Genomic DNA, 18,287 nt, shown 5'->3' on the forward strand with positions numbered 1-18,287 from the left:
GATAAAATATGAAACATATACATTTATATCTATTTGCACTTATCTCCGTGCTCCTTGCAGGCTGCTCGCACCCCTATCAAAAGGTAGAGTTGCAGGAAGACACCGTATCATTGCTTCGCAACCCTTGTATGGGTTGGGGAGTATATGACGACGCTAATGATGAAGTACAAAATGCGGATATTTACTGGGCTGCCCAAGACGAGGCAGCCCGTCAATATGCTTCCTTCTTTTATGTACGCTGGAGGTGGTCGGACATGGAACCGGAGGAAGGCAAGTACGCCTGGCTGTATGATGAAAATTACAAGAAACTGATACAGGGTGCCTTAGACCGTGGATTGAAACTCAGCTTCCGTATTTACGACAACGGACAGGATAACCTGCGTGCCGGAACTCCTGACTACGTACGCCGTGCCGGAGCAAAAGGATATACCGTAAAAGGACTGAAAGGTGATCTTTGGACACCTTATCCGGATGACCCGGTTTTTCAGGAAAAACTGGAAAAGTTTGTCGAAGCCTTTGCCAAGGAATATGATAATCCGGACATCGTAGACTTTGTAGACGGATACAGCCTCGGCTGGTGGGGAGAATGTCATCATGTGGTTCTGCAAGACCAAAGCAAATTCGAGCAAGTGTTCGACTGGTTTACAACCCTCTATTCCACTCACTTCAAGCACGTGATTCTTGCGCTCCCCTTTGGCAGCCAAATCGGTTTTGACACCGAAAAACGAATTGCAATCGACGGAAAAGGATATGGCATGAGAAGGGACGGATTGGGAAGTATGTGGTTCAGTGATGAAGAAAGGAGAATCGTCGCGGATATGTATGGAAAGACACTTCTTATCGGAGAATCCTGTTATTGGGGATGTTCCACCGATGATTGCACTCCGTTCACCTCGGATACGCGTTACCGGATGGATACATGGAGAGATGTGTACGAACAGACTTATCAACATGCTATTGAAGGACATTTCAATACGCTGGATTTAAGAGAACTTCCCGAAACAAAAGGATGGACCGAACGGGCAAATGACCTGGTAAAGAAGTTTATCATCCAGGGAGGATACCGGATTTATCCGTGCAACGTATCATTGCCTGTCCGTGCCAAAGCCAATTCGACAGCCACCATTTCACACGAATGGAAGAATACGGGAAACGGTTATCTGCCCAACAATATGCCCAACTGGAATTATAAATATAAACCGGCTTTTGCATTGTTTGACCAACAAGGGAAACTTGTACAAACATGGGTAGATGATAATGCGGAACCTTCGGACTGGCTGCATAATACAGTGCATTCTTATACTTATCCGGTTACTTTCACCGATATTCCGAAAGGTACTTATCAATGGGCTGTGGCTATCGTTGACCAAACGAAAGACCAACAGCCGGGGATTAAACTGGCAATCAAAGATAAACCCCAAAAAGAAGGTTGGTTTCTACTCAATGAGATAGTTATTCAATAAACAAACGAGTTGGAAAGTACAACGATGACTTTCCAACTCTCTAAAAAACAACGATATGAGAATTACATATATACTCATCTTCCTGCTGGCAGCAACCTTCTTTCCATTTCCGCTCAAGGCAGAAGACTCTATCCGGCTGATACCACAGCCAGCCGAGATCCGGATACAATCCGGTACTCTCCCAATATCCGGTTCGATTGATATTTCCTATTCACCGATATTAAATAAGGAAGCAACTCTACTAAGTAAGTATTTACAGGAATCAGAGCTAACCGTGCAACTTCATCCCGACAAACCCGGTGCAATGATTCAGCTACAAATCTCCCCGACTGTTCTTCCTGCACATAAAGAAGGGTACATCCTGCAAATTTCAAATCGAAATATACAGATAAAATCGCCTTCATCCACGGGAATATTTTACGGTATCCAGTCATTACGCCAACTTATCGGAAAATACCCTGACCGCCGGCTTCCGCAACTGACCATTACCGATTATCCGAACTTCAGTTGGAGAGCTTTCATGCTGGATGAAGCACGCTATTTCAAAGGAAAAGAAGTAGTATGCCGGCTGCTCGACCAAATGGCTTATTTAAAAATGAATACGTTCCATTGGCATCTGACGGACGACCAGGGCTGGCGCATTGAAATCAAGAAATTTCCAAAACTTACAGAAATCGGTTCTTACCGTGATTCAAGCGAAATCAACCATTTTGAAAGTGATGTGTTCGACGGTAAACCACATAGCGGCTATTATACCCAGAAAGAGATAAAAGAAATTGTCAAGTATGCCCGCGAACGTCATATCAATATTGTTCCGGAAATAGAAATGCCGGGACACGCCAGTGCCGCCATTGCTTCTTACCCCTGGCTGGGAACAAATAACGAATCTATTAAGGTGCCGGGAAAATTCGGAGTGCATTACAATGTTTACAACGTAGCCGATCCCAAAGTACTGGACGCCTTGAAAGATATCCTGACCGAAGTTATTGAATTATTCCCTTCTCCGGTAATCCATATCGGGGGCGATGAAGTGAAATATAACCAATGGAAAGAGTCTCCTATAGTGCAGGCATATATGCAGAAACATGCACTGCAAACACCGGCAGAACTACAAGTGCATTTCACCAACGGCATATCCAACTGGCTTTCCTCTAAAGGAAAAAGGATGATGGGCTGGAACGAAATCACGGGCAGCAAGTTGCACGAATACCAATCTTCTACCGATACTGCTATCCAAAATGAGAAGCTGGCAAAAAATGCGATTGTACATTGTTGGAAAGGAGATTATTCTTTGATTAAAGAAGCTATTGAGAATGGGTATGATATAGTAAATGCTTATCACGAATATACTTATCTCGATTATGACTACAAAAAAATTCCTTTAGAGAAAGCATATCATTTCAACCCTGTACCCGAAGGGCTGACAGTAGGACAGCGTATTCATGTATTAGGCGTCAGTTGCCAGATGTGGGGAGAGTTTATTCCGACCGTAGAAAGTATGGATAAACTGCTATTTCCCAGGATAGCCGCATATGCAGAAACAGGATGGTGCTTGGAAAAGAACAAGAACTTTCAGCAGTTTTCAGCAGCATTAAAGACTCATTAAAATACAAGACAAGCTAAAAACGTTCCTAAGTCATCCTAAAAGCGCTGTCACAGCATGTTCTGACAAGGGATAATTCTCACTCCAATGAGAATAAATACTCATAGGTATGAGAAAAAGTTCTCACTGCGATGAGTATTTTTTCTCATCGCAGTGAGAATGCTTGAGAATTACTTCATCTTATACACCAACGTCCCACCCTTCACAATATCTTCATGGGATATTGAATTCTTTGTGTAGGGTTCTCCATTCAGCGTTATGCTATCCACATACAGATGTTCTTTAGACAAGTTCTCTGCAATCACCGTGAAAGTCTTTCCATCAGCCAGATGCAATACCATCTTCGGCAATTGAGGAGCACCGAATACATACTCTCCGCTCACCGGATCTACCGGATAGAATCCCATTGCGCTAAGCATATACCAGGCTGACATCTGACCACAGTCATCGTTTCCACAAAGTCCGTCGGGTTTATTCTTGTATTGGGTGTCGAAGATTTCACGAACCAGCTCCTGTGTACGTTCCGGACGACCGGCTAATGCATATAAATAAGTGACATGATGGCTCGGTTCGTTGCCGTGGGCATACTGCCCGATCAAACCTGTCACATCCGACAGGCTTTCACCTTCGAGCTTAACTGTGAACAAAGAATCCAACTTGTTCAGGAAAGGCACTTCACCGCCAAACAGACTGATTAATCCCGGTACATCATGCTGTACATGCCAGGTATATTGCCACGCATTCCCTTCAGTATAGTCACCGCCAATACTTTCGGAATGGCCCAACGCACTTGGATTAAACGGAGCTTTCCAAGTTCCGTCAGCCTTACGCGGACGCATAAATTGAGTTTCCGAATCGAAGAGGTTCTTATAATAATCCGCACGTTTTGAGAAATAAGCGGCATCTTCCTCTTTTCCCATACGGCGTGCCATGTCGGCAGCGGCATAATCATCATACACTGATTCCAAAGTAGAAGATACCGATTCCGCTTTTATCAGGTCGGTCGGGAAATATCCGTATTTTGTATAAACTTCCCAGTTCGACTTCAACGGATGAGAGACTGTCTGAGTTTTCTTTATCATATTGAAAGCACGTTCGGCATCAAAGCCACGGAATCCCTTACGATAAGCCTCAGCAATAACTGATACACCGTGATTGCCAATCATACAGAAATTTTCTTTTCCCCATAATGCCCAGATAGGCAGGAAACCTTGCACTTCACCTTGTTCTATCAACGAATTTACAAAACCATCCACACGTTCGGGAATCACTAATGTATAGAACGGATGAGCGGCACGATAGGTATCCCATAAAGAGAATGTAGAGTAGAAAGTTCCTGTTCCGGCCTTCACAATGGAGTCGGCAGCATTGCGATACATACCGTCTACATCTGAAATCTGGTTCGGCTGAATCAGTGCGTGATAGAAACAGGTATAGAAATTGGTCTTTTCATCGTCAGTACCTTCTATTTCAATACGGCTCAGATAGTTATTCCATTCATTATGAACGGCAGTTTTCACTCCGTCAAAGTCCCATGCAGGAATTTCGGCTTCCAGGTTCTTTTTTGCTCCGTCTACACTGGTTGTAGAAAGGGCTACTTTCATCATCAGTTCCTCTCCCGGCTGCATGTCAAAAGTGGCAACGATACGTTTGCCTTTTTCTGTTTCGCCCATCGGAAGATAAAGAGAATCTATAACAGGGCGGTTGAACTTCATCACAAAGAAATAGTCCTGATCTACCCACACAGTGTTATTGACGTGTCCAGTCAGTGTCTGTGCGTCTTCCCAGTTTACTTCACAACTGTTCACTTGAGAATGGTATTGTTCTTCTCTCCATGCGGGCCCATGCTGCAAATCAATCAAGACTGAAGCCGAATCGGCTTTATGATAAGTGTAACGATGCAGAGCTGCATGAATAGAAGCAGTCAGTTCCGCTTTCACCTGAGGGTCTGAAAGTTCAACCGTATAATACCCCGGAGTAGCGGCTTCTTTATCTTTTGAGAAGTGACTACGATAGGCATCCCATGCACGGGCACGTGTACCTGTTACCGGCATCACCAGGATATCACCCAAATCCATGCATCCTGTTCCGTTCAGATGAGTCTGAGTGAATCCCCAAATCAACGTGTCCTGATAAACATATTCAGAACAGTATCTCCAGCCGACTGCACCTGTCACGGGACTAGTCTGTACCATTCCGAAAGGATAACACGCACCGGGAAATGTATGACCGTTATCAGCAGCACCAATAAAAGTATTAACGTACTGGGTATAATCCTGCGTTTCCATTTTTTCTGTCGGAGTGCAGGAAGAATAAATAAATAAACCTGCCAAAGCAGCAGTCATCAAAGGGATTTTTCTTTTCATGCAAATATAGTGTTAAGTTAATGTCGCATTACATACATGAGTATTTATCATTCTTTTCATGACAGTATGATTCAATGTATGAATAGTTGTGCCACAAAATTAAAGATTTCTTCCCATTTAAGACGAGTGTATATTGACAAATATACTTAAATCTTAAACGAACGAAGCACTGATTTATACAGATTCATTGTGATAAAACAAAAATTCGTACGACTTATTGAATAAATATCAACTCAATTATTTATCTTTGTTAGCTTAATAATAAGCTGGCGCAAAAAAACAATAAGTACAATGAAAGATTTCTTGAAATTCACACTTGCCACAGTGACAGGTATCATTTTGTCAAGTATTGTATTATTTATTATCAGCATGGTAACGCTGTTCGGTATCATGTCTGCCTCGGATACAGAAACAATAGTAAAAAAGAATTCTGTAATGATGCTCGATTTGAACGGCACGTTGGTGGAACGTACACAAGAGGATCCGTTAGGCATTTTATCACAGTTATTCGGTGACGGGTCTAACACATACGGGCTGGACGACATTCTTTCGTCTATCAAGAAAGCCAAAGAGAACGAAAATATCAAAGGAATTTATTTGCAGGCTAGTTCATTAGGCGCATCCTACGCTTCCTTACAGGAGATACGTAATGCGTTATTGGATTTTAAGGAAAGCGGAAAATTCATCATTGCTTATGGTGACTCTTATACCCAAGGGCTTTATTATCTGTCCAGTGTAGCCGACAAAGTATTACTTAATCCCAAAGGTATGATCGAATGGCGTGGTATCGCTTCCACTCCTCTCTTCTACAAGGATCTGCTTCAGAAAATCGGCGTGGAGATGCAAGTATTCAAGGTAGGAACCTATAAATCTGCCGTCGAGCCGTTCATTGCTACTGAAATGAGTCCGGCCAACCGCGAACAGGTTACAGTTTTCATCAATTCCATTTGGGGACAAGTGACGGAAGGGGTAGCTGCCAGCCGTAGTCTTCCGGTCGATTCTCTCAATGCTTATGCAGACCGTATGTTAATGTTCTATCCGGCAGAAGAAAGCGTGAAATGTGGATTGGCCGATACGCTGATTTATCGCAATGACGTACGCAACTATCTCAAGCAGATGGTGGAAATAGATAAAGACGACCGTCTTCCCATATTAGGACTGGCAGATATGATTAATGTGAAAAAGAATGTTCCCAAAGATAAAAGCGGTAATATCGTTGCCGTTTACTATGCATCCGGTGAAATCACAGATTATCCCAGTTCCTCTGCTTCCGAAGAAGGTATCGTAGGTCCCAAAGTGAGCCGCGATTTACGTAAGTTGCAAGAAGATGACGATGTGAAAGCTGTGGTACTCCGTGTTAATTCTCCGGGCGGAAGTGCTTTTGCTTCGGAACAAATCTGGCACGCGGTGAAAGAATTGAAAGCTAAAAAACCCGTCATCGTTTCCATGGGCGATTATGCAGCGTCAGGCGGTTATTATATCTCTTGTGTAGCCGATACGATTGTTGCGGAACCTACAACGCTGACAGGCTCTATCGGTATCTTCGGAATGATTCCGAATGTCAAAGGATTAACTGAAAAAATAGGTCTGACGTATGATGTGGTAAAAACCAATAAATATTCAGATTTCGGTAATATTATGCGTCCTTTCAATGAGGGTGAGAAGTCATTGTTACAGATGATGATTACCCAGGGATATGACACATTTGTAGGCAGATGTGCCGAAGGGCGCCACATGACAAAAGAAGCAATCGAAAAGATTGCCGAAGGACGTGTGTGGACGGGTGAAACGGCCAAAGAGTTAGGTCTGGTAGATGAACTCGGGGGCATTGACAAGGCATTGGATATTGCCGTAGCCAAAGCGGGTATTGAAGGATATACAGTAGTATCCTATCCTGCCAAGCAGGATTTCCTGTCTTCTCTATTCGACACGAAGCCGACTAATTATGTAGAATCGCAACTTCTGAAAAGTAAATTAGGCGAGTATTATCAACAATTCGGCTTACTGAAAAACTTAAAAGAACAATCCATGATTCAGGCACGTATTCCATTCGAACTGAATATTAAATAAACCGTACTGCATGGACGAGCACTTTTTCAAAATACATAAATGGCTATATCCTGTTTCGTGGCTATACGGAGCAGCGGTAATAATGAGAAATAAACTCTTTGACTGGGGATTGTTCCGGTCGAAGAGTTTCGACGTTCCTGTCATTAGTGTAGGTAACCTGGCTGTAGGCGGGACAGGTAAAACTCCTCATACCGAATATTTGATAAAGTTGCTCCATGATAAATATCAGGTGGCTGTTCTAAGCCGGGGATATAAACGGCGTACACAAGGCTACGTGCTCGCCACTCCCCAAAGTACCGCCAGGACGATTGGTGACGAACCTTATCAGATGTACACCAAGTTCCCGTCCGTCACGTTGGCTGTTGACGAAAATCGCTGCCATGGAATAGAAAAACTGCTTGCGTTGAAAGAACCCGTAGTAGATATCGTTCTGCTGGACGACGCTTTTCAACATCGCTATGTCAAACCGGGGCTAAGTATTCTATTGACAGACTATCACCGTCTTTTCTGTGACGACACACTGCTTCCGGCTGGTCGTTTGCGTGAGCCGGTCAGTGGAAAGAACCGGGCACAAATCGTCATTGTCACCAAATGTCCTCAGGACATCAAACCTATTGATTACAATATTATCACTAAACGGCTGAACCTTTATCCGTATCAGCAGTTATTCTTCTCATCGTTCCGTTATGGGAGTCTGCAACCTGTATTCCAACAGGGAGTTAAAGAAACCGCCGCAAATGTAATCCCGGCAGGCAAAGACATTTCTTTATCTTCACTAACGGATACCGATATATTGTTAGTCACCGGCATTGCATCTCCTGCCCCTATCCTGGAAAGACTGGAAGATTGTACAAAACAAATAGAAACGTTATCTTTCAGTGACCACCATGATTTCACTCATAAAGATATGCAGCAGATAAAGGAACGGTTCAAGCGATTAACAGGGGAAAAACGACTGATAATCACCACCGAGAAGGATGCGACACGCCTGGTCAACCATCCGGGACTGGACGAAGAGCTGAAACCGTTTATCTATGCTTTGCCTATTGAGATAGAGATATTACAAAATCAACAAGATAAATTTAACCAACATATTATTGACTATGTTAGAGAAAATACAAGAAACCGCAGCTTATCTTAAAGAAAAGATGCATACAAGCCCCGAGACAGCCATCATTCTTGGCACCGGACTTGGCAGTTTAGCAAACGAAATCACCGAGAAGTACGAAATAAAGTATTCGGATATCCCGAATTTCCCGGTGTCTACCGTCGAAGGTCACAGCGGCAAGCTGATTTTCGGTAAATTAGGCAATAAAGATATTATGGCTATGCAAGGCCGTTTCCACTACTACGAAGGTTATTCGATGAAAGAAGTAACTTTCCCTGTACGTGTGATGCGCGAATTGGGTATCAAGACATTATTTGTATCCAATGCCAGCGGCGGTACGAATGCAGACTTTGAAATCGGCGACTTGATGATTATCACCGACCATATCAATTACTTCCCTGAGCATCCGCTTCGTGGCAAAAATATCCCCTATGGCCCGCGTTTCCCGGATATGAGTGAAGCATACAGTAAGGAACTAATCCGTAAGGCGAACGAGATTGCGAAAGAGAAAGGTATCAAGGTACAACATGGTATATATATAGGTACTCAAGGCCCTACCTTCGAAACTCCTGCAGAGTATAAATTATTCCATATCTTAGGTGCGGATGCCGTAGGTATGTCTACCGTTCCTGAGGTGATTGTCGCTAACCATTGCGGAATCAAGGTTTTCGGTATTTCCGTTATTACCGACTTGGGAGTGGAAGGAAAAATCGTAGAAGTGACGCACGAAGAAGTCCAGAAAGCAGCCGATGCCGCCCAACCGAAAATGACGACTATCATGCGTGAACTTATCAACCGTGCCTAAACATCAAACCCTATTTATGAGAACTGAAATAGCTACTCTCGGTGAGTTCGGTCTGATCGACCGCCTCACCGAGGGAATCAAATTAGAAAACGAATCCAGTAAATATGGAGTAGGCGATGACGCCGCAGTCCTCTCCTACCCATCCGAGAAACAAATACTAGTAACTACTGACTTACTTATGGAAGGCGTACATTTCGACCTGACATATGTTCCCCTGAAGCACTTGGGTTATAAGTCTGCCGTAGTCAACTTCTCCGACATTTACGCCATGAACGGCACTCCCAGGCAAATAACAGTGTCTCTCGGACTATCTAAACGTTTCAGCGTAGAAGATATGGACGAGCTTTATGCAGGTATCCGCCTGGCTTGCCAACAATATAATGTTGATATTGTAGGTGGGGACACGACTTCTTCCCTTACCGGACTTGCTATCAGTATTACTTGTATAGGTGATGCGGATAAGGATAAAGTAGTCTATCGCAACGGAGCTAAAGAAACAGACCTGATATGTGTCAGCGGTGACCTGGGTGGAGCCTACATGGGACTTCAACTCCTGGAACGTGAAAAGAGTGTATTAAAAGGCGAAAAAGACGTGCAACCGGACTTCACCGGCAAAGAATACTTATTGGAACGCCAACTGAAACCTGAAGCCCGTAAGGACATTATCGAGAAACTTGCTGCTGCCAATATTACCCCGACTTCCATGATGGACATTTCCGATGGTTTATCATCGGAACTTATGCATATCTGCAAGCAGAGTAATGCCGGCTGCCGTGTTTACGAGGAACATATCCCTATCGACTATCAGACTGCTGTCATGGCAGAAGAATTCAACATGAACCTGACCACTTGCGCTATGAATGGCGGCGAGGACTACGAACTTCTTTTCACCGTACCTATTGCCGAGCACGAGAAAGTGTCGCAAATGGAAGGTATCCGCCTCATCGGCCATATCACTAAACCGGAGTTAGGTTGCGCTTTGGTCACCCGTGACGGACAAGAGTTTGAATTAAAAGCACAGGGATGGAATCCATTAAAAGAAGATAAATAAAATATTCAGTATACAGCAAAATATTTTCGTTCTATATAACACTGATAATAAGCCGACTAACTTTTTATCAGTGTTTTTTATTTCTGAAAGGCTTGCAGAATCCAAAAGTTTCACTACCTTTGCAACCGCAAAAGAGAAATTACTGAATCAATAATCACAAGGTGCCATAGCTCAGTTGGTAGAGCAAAGGACTGAAAATCCTTGTGTCCCCGGTTCGATTCCTGGTGGCACCACTTTTAAGAAAAGAAAAACGATGTAAATCCCTGAATTTCAAAGAAGTTCAGGGATTTTTCATTTCCAAGAATAAGCAAAATAAGTGGGATTAAAGCAAACTGTACGTCCTTATTTGGGGGACGGTTTTAGAAAGCCCTGAATGTTCCACTGCGCAATAGTTACTTCATTCTTTTACAGTACGTTGCACTATTTTACATAACAGAGTCCTCGGTTCGATTTCCTAACTTTGTATCATTAAAAATTGAGCAGTATGGAAAGAAAGAGATTCAGCGTTTTGTTCTTCATCAAGAGAAGCAAACTGTTAAAAAATGGGGAAGCTCCCGTGCGTGTACGCGTCACTTATGACCGCTTATATGTGGAACTCCAACTTAAATGAAGTGTAAAAGTCCCACTTTGGTCGCAGGACAAAGAGAAATCAATAGGCAAAGACCGCAATTCCGTAGAACTAAACCACTACATTGATGCCTTACGTGTGAAATTCTATCAAATCTATCAAGATTTAGAACTGGAGGGAAAGATTATTTCTGCCCGTGCCATCGTAAACCGTTATCAGGGAAAGGACGAAACTTTCAAGACATTATATAATGTATTCAAGGAGCATAACGACAACTGCCGGAAGCTAATCGGAACGAATTATGCCGACATAACCGTAAGACGTTATGATAATTGCCTTAAATATCTTATGGAACTGGTGAAACGGGATTATAAGGTAGATGATATTCTACTACGTGAAGTAAACGGGGAATTGGTGCGCAACTTTGATTTATACCTGAAAACGGAAAAGCATTGCGCACAAAATACCGTTATCCGTTATATGAAGTGTTTCAAGAAAGTGATAAACCTTACTATTGCAAACGAATGGATAACAAAAAATCCGTTTGCCGGAATCAAGTTTCACGAGGAGGAAGTAAACAAACAGTTCCTTAGCCAAACTGAAATTAATAAGATATGGCAGAAAGAATTTAAGATAGAACGGCTGGAACTGGTACGGGATGTATTCATTTTCTGTGTGTACACCGGATTAGCGTTTATAGACGTATATAATTTACATCCCGAACATATTTCAGAGGATAGCAACGGCAACTTGTGGATAGTAAAAGCCCGTGAAAAAACAAACAATCTTTGTAACATTCCGCTTTTGAGCATTCCAAAGCAGATACTTGAAAAATACAAGGACAATCCGGAATCTGATGCATTATCAAAATGCAATATCGGCTTATTCTTAGGCTCATAGAATGCTTCTCCTGTTGTTAGCAATTGAGGACTTTCACCTTCAATCTGAAATAATAAAGTTCCCGAAACGACATGACCTACAACCGAGCAAGGGTGCAAATGATACTCCGCCTTTCCGCTTTGTGGAATAACAACTCTCTTAATTTCAACTTTCGACAAACCTTGTTTTTCCTTCAATCGGACAGAAAAAAGATTGGTTCTTGCTACGTTTTTCTTTTCCATATTTGTGCAACAATTTAAAACGATTAATAAAATGAATATCGCTATCTTATTCATGATTGATTTGTTTTGCTGCAAAGATAGAACCTTATTTCATTGACCTATGTTAAGAGATTTAAGGCGGCTTAAAGATTCAGGTTTTATTCCGAGATAAGACGCAATATGATATTGCGACACATCTTGTTCTATATTAGGATAAGTCTGTAATAGCAATTTATATCTGCCTAAAGCATTATCCATAAGTAATGATGTTTCTTTTCTACATTTTTTTATAAAGAGAGTATCTGCTATATACTTTCCTAATTTATACCACTCATTTGACTCTTGTAGTAATTGGTCATAGTCGGATTTAGACAAACGATATATAACCGAATCTTCTAACGCTTGTATACTTCCTACACTTATTTCTCTCGTCAAAAAACTTCTATATGATGTGGTAAATGCACCTTCAAAATAAAAGTCACTGATATAATCATCTCCTTCCTTCTCTATATAAGAACGTAAAACTCCCGTTTCTACAAAACCAATAAATGAACATACTTGTCCCTGATGCAATAAAAATTCTTTCTTCTTCAAAACAACTTCATCGCATACATCCATCAATCTTCCATATGAATTGAATAATAGACCTATTTCCTTGATTATTAAGTCTTCTAATATCATATTTACCGTTTGAGAGTACAAAATTACCCAAAAGACTTCAAACAGATACTCCATTTAACAAACAAAATCACTATTTTTATAGTGAGGTTTTGAAACAATGGAAATGCTAAACAGATTGAAGAAATTATTTCGTTTCTATATCGTTACAGCTTATTCTTTACACTTCGTCTAAGCACTTGTTATTCAACTGATAAAATTCTTATTTTCATTAAGTGAAAACGTAAATTGAATTAAGGGATTCACAAATAAGCAATTAAAAGCCACAACAACAAATAAAGCTGTATTAATAAAGAGATTACCAAACAAATAGCTATTTTTGCATTATATTTATAGATGTCTATGATAAATACAGAAACCATACAATCACTCATTGATACCGGAGAAGGCTATAATGTAGAATTTAAAGTCCGTGTACCCTCAAAAGTTCGTGAACTAACAGAGGAAATTTGCGCTTTCGCCAATGCAGACGGAGGATATTTACTTATTGGGGTAGATGATAATGGACTGATTACTGGCACAAATTTGGAAAATGACAAACACTCTGCCATTCAAGGCTCTATCAGTGAGATATCTCCGACTCTTCATCGTGAGACATATGCGGTAAGTATTGAGAATAAAACAAGTTGGATAATTGATGTCCTATCAGGGAAAGACAAGTTTATATATTTCCCGATTTTATCCTTGTGCGGGAAAGTATTTGTTCCCCAAAATATGAATAACAGAGCATTGTCACTCAGCAATAGTCAATATTAATCAAAAACACATATTATGTTCCGCTATATTATTGAAACATTACCAGATTCAAGTTCTTTCAAAAAGTATTATAATAAGACAAGAAGAGCCAAGAATATACGTAATAAGAAAAAGTACATTCCAGAATACTTAAAAGATAATAATTTTGAGGTTGAATTAAATTACAAACTATGGGTTACGAAAGGAGCTAGATTTAAGGCAAGTGAACGATGCGAAGAATTAGATGCTAGATATAATCGTATTGTAGGATGGGTATCCTCATATTTGATTATTTTTAGTGTTTTAAATCTATGCAAAATACCATTTTTTACTCTTCCTGATAATTGCAGTACATTTATATCCATCTCACTTTCCATATTAATTTTAGTTTTTAGCCAATTTGCTTATGCAAAAAATTACTCTGTTCATGCTAAAAATTATCACGAATGCGCTTTGGAAATAGCAAAATTATATAATGAACTACGGTCATTAAAAGTAAAATCAGAACATAGTATGCAGGAAGTTCTTAAAATAAAGGGTGAATATGAAAAGATACTCGATAGATACAATAATCATTTGCCTATTGATTTAATAATGTTCAAGTTGGAGAAAAGAGAATATTTTAATATAAGCTTATATTCTAGTTTTTTTAATCATATAAGATACTTTATATTAGTTCGTTCTGCTTACTATTTTTGTGTATTCATTCTTCCCATTTTGTATTGCTCCATTTGTATAATCAATCTAGGAACATTCCTAAAATAAACGGAAATCTTCATGATGAGATTTTAAAGAGCATCCTGTTTTTAGATTTTCTCAGGTCCATCATATCTAAGATAAAAGAGACTTTCATGACAAATAGGCAGGAGTTTATGAACTACTTACCCAACAAACAATTAACTTTGTACCACTATTTCAGAAAATTATGCTTTACACAGAAAACCTACAGTCACTCATTGATAGCGGAGAAGGCTATAATGTAGAATTTAAAGTTCGTGTTCCTTCAAAAGTTCGTGAACTAACAGAAGAAATTTGCGCTTTCGCTAATGCAGACGGAGGATATCTACTTATTGGTGTAGATGATAATGGACAAATTATCGGTACAGGTTTGGATAATGATAAACGTTCAGCCATCCAAGGCTCTATCAGTGAAATATCTCCGGCCCTCCATTGTGAGATGTATGTGGTAAATATCGAAGATAAGACAGTTTGGGTAATTGATGTTCCATCAGGGAAAGATAAACCTTATATATTTTCCGGTTCTATCTTTGTGCGTGAGGGAGCAAACTCACAGAAACTTCGTACTGTCGAAGAAATGCGCAGTTTCTTTCAGGAATGCAACAAAATCTTTTTTGATGCTATTCCTTGCTCATGGTTCAATATCTACAAAGATGCAGACGAACAAGCGATAAAAGACTTTCGCACGGAAGCAAAGCTAAGTCCATTGACTGCCAATAAACAGATATTTGAGAATTTGGAACTGTTTACGGATAAAGGAGTAGCCAAGAATGGAGCAGCCATGTTCTTTGGGAAACAACCTGAACGGAAGTTTCCACACGCAGTAACAAGATGTGTCCTTTTCAAAGGAACAACCAAAGTATATATCATAGATGATAAAACCTTTGGTGGTCCACTATACCAACAATATTTGCAGGCTATGGCATGGCTGGAAAGTAAACTGCAAGTAGCTTATAAAATTGAGGGAGCAGGACCAAGAGAAGAAATTTGGGAAATTCCTCTTACGGTATTTAAAGAAGCCATTATTAACGCTCTCTCACATCGTGACTATTACGAACAGGGAGCAACCATTACGATAGAAATGTTTGATGACCGGGTAGAGGTTTCTAATCCCGGAGGGCTTTTGCCTATCGTAGCTAAAGATTTCGGACACAAGAGTATGACACGTAACCCGTTAATCTTTGGATTGTTCACCCGTATGCATTTGGTCGAAAGGGTCGCATCTGGTATTCCCCGTATGCAGGAAGCCATGAAAGAAGCCAATCTTCCTGAGCCTGAATTTCATACGGACGGGATGTTTACGGTAGTGTTCAAACGAGGTGCAAAGAACTATGCCACGGATGGCATAGTAAATGACATAGTAAATGACATAGTAAACGAGAATGAACAAGCAATAATAAACCTGCTTAAAGCCAAACCGGGATTAAATGCTTCAGAAATAGCAGAAAGTATTTCTAAAAGCTGGAGAACAGCTATGCGCTACCTTAAATCTTTGAGTGAAAAAGGCTTGATAGAATTTAGAGGTGCTCCAAAAACAGGAGGGTATTATACAAAATAAGAAAGATATGATAAAGAGGATAAAATCAATAAAGAACCTTGGTGTATTCAGTAATTATAGAATGAATGGAAATACCCGAGATTTTAATGAAAAAAACATCATATATGGATGGAACTATTCAGGAAAAACCACATTGTCTAGATTATTTTCATTTTTGAATAAAGACTACGAAATTCCTATAGAACATTCAGATATAGAATTTGAAGTTGAATTGACTAATGGACAAATTATCACTCATGAAAACAGAAATTCATCACCATTAAATGTAAAAATTTTCAATTCAGACTTTATACGAGATAATTTATCTTTTGAACGAACAAATAATCGTATTAAAGGCATTACTTTTGATGTGGGTGGCAATATTGAAACACGTGATAAAATCACTAGTAATAATAATCTTATTACAAAAGCCGAGTCGTTATTGGAAAAACATCAAGAAAACATTTTAAAATTTAATGAATTTGAAACAAAATTCACAAAGGAAGCAGGAAGAATAAAAAATGATTGTTTCAACAGCCTAATAGAATTCAATAAAGGGCATCTAAAAAAGATAATAGACACATTATCTGCTCCATTAGAAACTTACGTATTACTAGATGCCAAACAATTAGGAGAGATAAAAGCAACTGCACTCACTCAAAATCCAAAACAAGAAATACCGATAGAAACTTCTAGCATATTGGAATTTGAAAACATATATAATGAATACAAACTAATACTACAATCAGAACCAACAAAAACTGAAGAAGACTCTCTCTTGTCTAACGATATAGATTTATATAATTGGGCAAAGAGCGGATATAATATTTACATAGAAAAAAATCCAATAATAAAAAAGTGTGCTTTTTGCGGAAATAACATTGATGACAGTCGTCTTACATATTTAAATGCTTTTTATACTAATGAAGCAGCAAAGCTAAGAGTAAGAATTACAAATCTGAAAATAAAAATAAACACAGAGAAGCAAAAAATCGAAGAATTAGACTGGAGTAAAAAAAGCGTAAATGATTTAATGGACTGCTGTCAACAAGAATTTTCTTCTCTATTGGCAAAATATAGCACAGTTAAAGCAAATTACATTTCAGCATTGGACATACTACAAGATGATTTAGTTAAAAAAGATTCTCAATACATATTTATTAAACAAAAACCATCTGAGATTGATATAGACTTTATTACGCAAATTGAAGAATGGGTTAGAAGTGCAAAAGATATCTTCAATAAGCATAATAAAAATATTCAAGAATTTGGAGTCATCAGAGAACGAGCAAGGGATATTTATAAAAAACACCTCATCGCAAAGTACCTTATTGACGAACAATATTATGAGATAAAACGACTGAAACAGTGTGAAGAGCACTTAGGTACGAATTGCAAAAATATAATCAATAAGATTAAATTAGAAAACAAAGAGCTTGAAGCACAATTAAAAACTATTACTAAAGGAAAGGAAGAGCTAAATAAGTTCATCCATCTCTTTCTTAATAGGGATGATATATCTATAGAAGTTACTGACGATGATTATTTCATTCTAAAACGTGGAATCAATATAGCAACAAATTTAAGTGATGGAGAAATGACAGCTATCGCTTTTTCACATTTCATGGTTATGCTAGACAGTTTACAGACAAATAAACTCATGGATACAATAATTTACATTGATGACCCTATATCAAGTTTAGATGCTAACCATATCGCACAGGTATCATCACTTATCAACTCTTTTTTCTTCAGAAGGGGCATTGATGCTGAAAATCCATCAAAAATAATTTCCTGCTTTAAACAATTATTTATATCCACGCATAGTTTTGAGTTTTACTCATTTATCAAAACGGCAAACAATATCAAAAGAAACAAAGACGGAAAAGGCTGCAATTCTTTCTTTTTAAAAAGAAAAAACAACACTGAATCAACACTTACAGATATCCCCAAAGAGTTGAGCAGTTATAATTCTGAATACATCTATTTATTTTCAGAAATAGACAAATTTAAAGACGCAGGATTTCCAGAAGAAAAGAGTTACATAATGCCCAATGTTATCAGACGTTTTTTAGAGATATATACTTTAATCAAACTACCGGGTAACAAAGATGAAATAGATAATAGAGTGAAAATATTAATTGGAGATGCCAACGAATTAAAAATATTACATACATTTTCTCATTTCACCTCATTTGAAAGGGTTGCTCAACATAATGCATTAATATTTAAACTAGAAGATATTATATTAGATTTATATGTGTTACTGAGTAAGGACCCTGCGCACCTATCCTCTTTATATGAAGGTATAGAAAAAAAAGATATTTAAGTTTAAAAAATAGAATATAATTATTATCTTTGCATTCAGAAATCGTACCCAAGATACAAACTTGTGTTGAACGATGCAAAGCTGTGAAAACCTTATTCAAGGGACTTACATCGTAGCAAAGATATAACTTACTGAA

The 18,287-nt window shown here is 39.2% G+C and carries 11 protein-coding genes, 1 tRNA gene and 3 pseudogenes; 12 read left to right on the forward strand and 3 right to left on the reverse strand.

The features are described 5' to 3' along the window. Positions 1-8: 8 nt before the first annotated feature. Entirely contained in the window at positions 9-1,463 is a 1,455-nt protein-coding gene (locus BacF7301_RS24285; RefSeq protein WP_245208291.1) for a hypothetical protein, read from the forward strand. Between the two features lie 55 nt (positions 1,464-1,518). Then, complete coding sequence (locus tag BacF7301_RS24290) at positions 1,519-3,069, forward strand: beta-N-acetylhexosaminidase (protein WP_167966783.1); 1,551 nt, start codon at positions 1,519-1,521, stop codon at positions 3,067-3,069. 167 nt (positions 3,070-3,236) lie between these two features. On the opposite strand, the gene BacF7301_RS24295 is transcribed toward BacF7301_RS24290, so the two are convergent. Next, the gene (locus tag BacF7301_RS24295; protein WP_167966784.1) at positions 3,237-5,432 is read right to left on the reverse strand and encodes a GH92 family glycosyl hydrolase; all 2,196 of its coding nucleotides are present in this window, start codon (positions 5,430-5,432) and stop codon (positions 3,237-3,239) included. Positions 5,433-5,723: 291 nt separating this feature from the next. Here BacF7301_RS24295 and sppA point away from each other — a divergent pair, with 291 nt between their 5' ends. The 6 genes and pseudogenes from sppA to BacF7301_RS24325 form a co-directional block, all read left to right on the forward strand. Continuing rightward, positions 5,724-7,502, forward strand: a complete 1,779-nt coding sequence (gene sppA / locus BacF7301_RS24300; protein ID WP_167966785.1) for a signal peptide peptidase SppA — start codon at positions 5,724-5,726, stop codon at positions 7,500-7,502. A 10-nt stretch (positions 7,503-7,512) separates the two neighbouring features. Beyond that, a complete protein-coding gene (lpxK, locus tag BacF7301_RS24305) occupies positions 7,513-8,643 on the forward strand; it encodes a tetraacyldisaccharide 4'-kinase (protein WP_167966786.1) in 1,131 nt (376 codons plus the stop codon). Next, a complete protein-coding gene (locus BacF7301_RS24310) occupies positions 8,606-9,415 on the forward strand; it encodes a purine-nucleoside phosphorylase (protein WP_167966787.1) in 810 nt (269 codons plus the stop codon). Before lpxK ends, BacF7301_RS24310 begins: the two co-directional genes overlap by 38 nt. Before the next feature lie 16 nt (positions 9,416-9,431). After that, positions 9,432-10,466, forward strand: a complete 1,035-nt coding sequence (thiL, locus tag BacF7301_RS24315) for a thiamine-phosphate kinase (RefSeq protein ID WP_167966788.1) — start codon at positions 9,432-9,434, stop codon at positions 10,464-10,466. Between the two features lie 160 nt (positions 10,467-10,626). Further along, positions 10,627-10,699 (forward strand) — tRNA-Phe (locus BacF7301_RS24320). 251 nt (positions 10,700-10,950) lie between these two features. Next, positions 10,951-11,883: pseudogene (locus BacF7301_RS24325) on the forward strand (phage integrase SAM-like domain-containing protein); the annotation flags it as partial. On the opposite strand, the pseudogene BacF7301_RS24330 reads toward BacF7301_RS24325, so the two are convergent. Both BacF7301_RS24330 and BacF7301_RS24335 read right to left on the reverse strand, forming a co-directional pair. Further along, a pseudogene (locus BacF7301_RS24330) lies at positions 11,883-12,155 on the reverse strand (cupin domain-containing protein); the annotation flags it as partial. The pseudogenes BacF7301_RS24325 and BacF7301_RS24330 sit on opposite strands and share 1 nt — an antisense overlap. Positions 12,156-12,245: 90 nt before the next feature. Beyond that, positions 12,246-12,815, reverse strand: a complete 570-nt coding sequence (locus BacF7301_RS24335; protein ID WP_167966789.1) for a Crp/Fnr family transcriptional regulator — start codon at positions 12,813-12,815, stop codon at positions 12,246-12,248. A gap of 339 nt (positions 12,816-13,154) precedes the next feature. On the opposite strand from BacF7301_RS24335, the pseudogene BacF7301_RS24340 reads away from it, so the two are divergent. From BacF7301_RS24340 to BacF7301_RS24355, 4 genes and pseudogenes are all read left to right on the forward strand, one after another. Then, positions 13,155-13,525, forward strand: a pseudogene (locus BacF7301_RS24340) (AlbA family DNA-binding domain-containing protein); the annotation flags it as partial. A 58-nt stretch (positions 13,526-13,583) separates the two neighbouring features. Continuing rightward, positions 13,584-14,312 (forward strand): SLATT domain-containing protein, encoded by a 729-nt coding sequence (locus tag BacF7301_RS24345; protein WP_010993355.1) that lies wholly within the window; start codon positions 13,584-13,586, stop codon positions 14,310-14,312. Between the two features lie 160 nt (positions 14,313-14,472). Continuing rightward, positions 14,473-15,843 carry an AlbA family DNA-binding domain-containing protein gene (locus tag BacF7301_RS24350; protein WP_167966790.1) on the forward strand — a complete coding sequence of 457 codons (1,371 nt, stop codon included), beginning with the start codon at positions 14,473-14,475 and terminating at the stop codon, positions 15,841-15,843. Positions 15,844-15,850: 7 nt separating this feature from the next. Further along, positions 15,851-18,151: an AAA family ATPase gene (locus BacF7301_RS24355; RefSeq protein WP_167966791.1), complete on the forward strand. Its 2,301-nt coding sequence runs from the start codon at positions 15,851-15,853 to the stop codon at positions 18,149-18,151. Positions 18,152-18,287: the final 136 nt, after the last annotated feature.

It is taken from the genome of Bacteroides faecium, from assembly GCF_012113595.1.
Lineage (GTDB): Bacteria > Bacteroidota > Bacteroidia > Bacteroidales > Bacteroidaceae > Bacteroides > Bacteroides faecium.

Excerpts from the sequence above, each read along its gene's own strand:
- lpxK (WP_167966786.1), top strand. The coding sequence starts at position 7,513 with ATGGACGAGCACTTTTTCAAAATACATAAATGGCTATATCCTGTTTCG.
- BacF7301_RS24290 (WP_167966783.1), top strand. The coding sequence starts at position 1,519 with ATGAGAATTACATATATACTCATCTTCCTGCTGGCAGCAACCTTCTTT.
- BacF7301_RS24335 (WP_167966789.1), bottom strand. The coding sequence starts at position 12,815 with ATGATATTAGAAGACTTAATAATCAAGGAAATAGGTCTATTATTCAAT.
- BacF7301_RS24345 (WP_010993355.1), top strand. The coding sequence starts at position 13,584 with ATGTTCCGCTATATTATTGAAACATTACCAGATTCAAGTTCTTTCAAA.
- thiL (WP_167966788.1), top strand. The coding sequence starts at position 9,432 with ATGAGAACTGAAATAGCTACTCTCGGTGAGTTCGGTCTGATCGACCGC.
- sppA (WP_167966785.1), top strand. The coding sequence starts at position 5,724 with ATGAAAGATTTCTTGAAATTCACACTTGCCACAGTGACAGGTATCATT.
- BacF7301_RS24310 (WP_167966787.1), top strand. The coding sequence starts at position 8,606 with ATGTTAGAGAAAATACAAGAAACCGCAGCTTATCTTAAAGAAAAGATG.
- BacF7301_RS24350 (WP_167966790.1), top strand. The coding sequence starts at position 14,473 with ATGCTTTACACAGAAAACCTACAGTCACTCATTGATAGCGGAGAAGGC.
- BacF7301_RS24295 (WP_167966784.1), bottom strand. The coding sequence starts at position 5,432 with ATGAAAAGAAAAATCCCTTTGATGACTGCTGCTTTGGCAGGTTTATTT.
- BacF7301_RS24355 (WP_167966791.1), top strand. The coding sequence starts at position 15,851 with ATGATAAAGAGGATAAAATCAATAAAGAACCTTGGTGTATTCAGTAAT.
- BacF7301_RS24285 (WP_245208291.1), top strand. The coding sequence starts at position 9 with ATGAAACATATACATTTATATCTATTTGCACTTATCTCCGTGCTCCTT.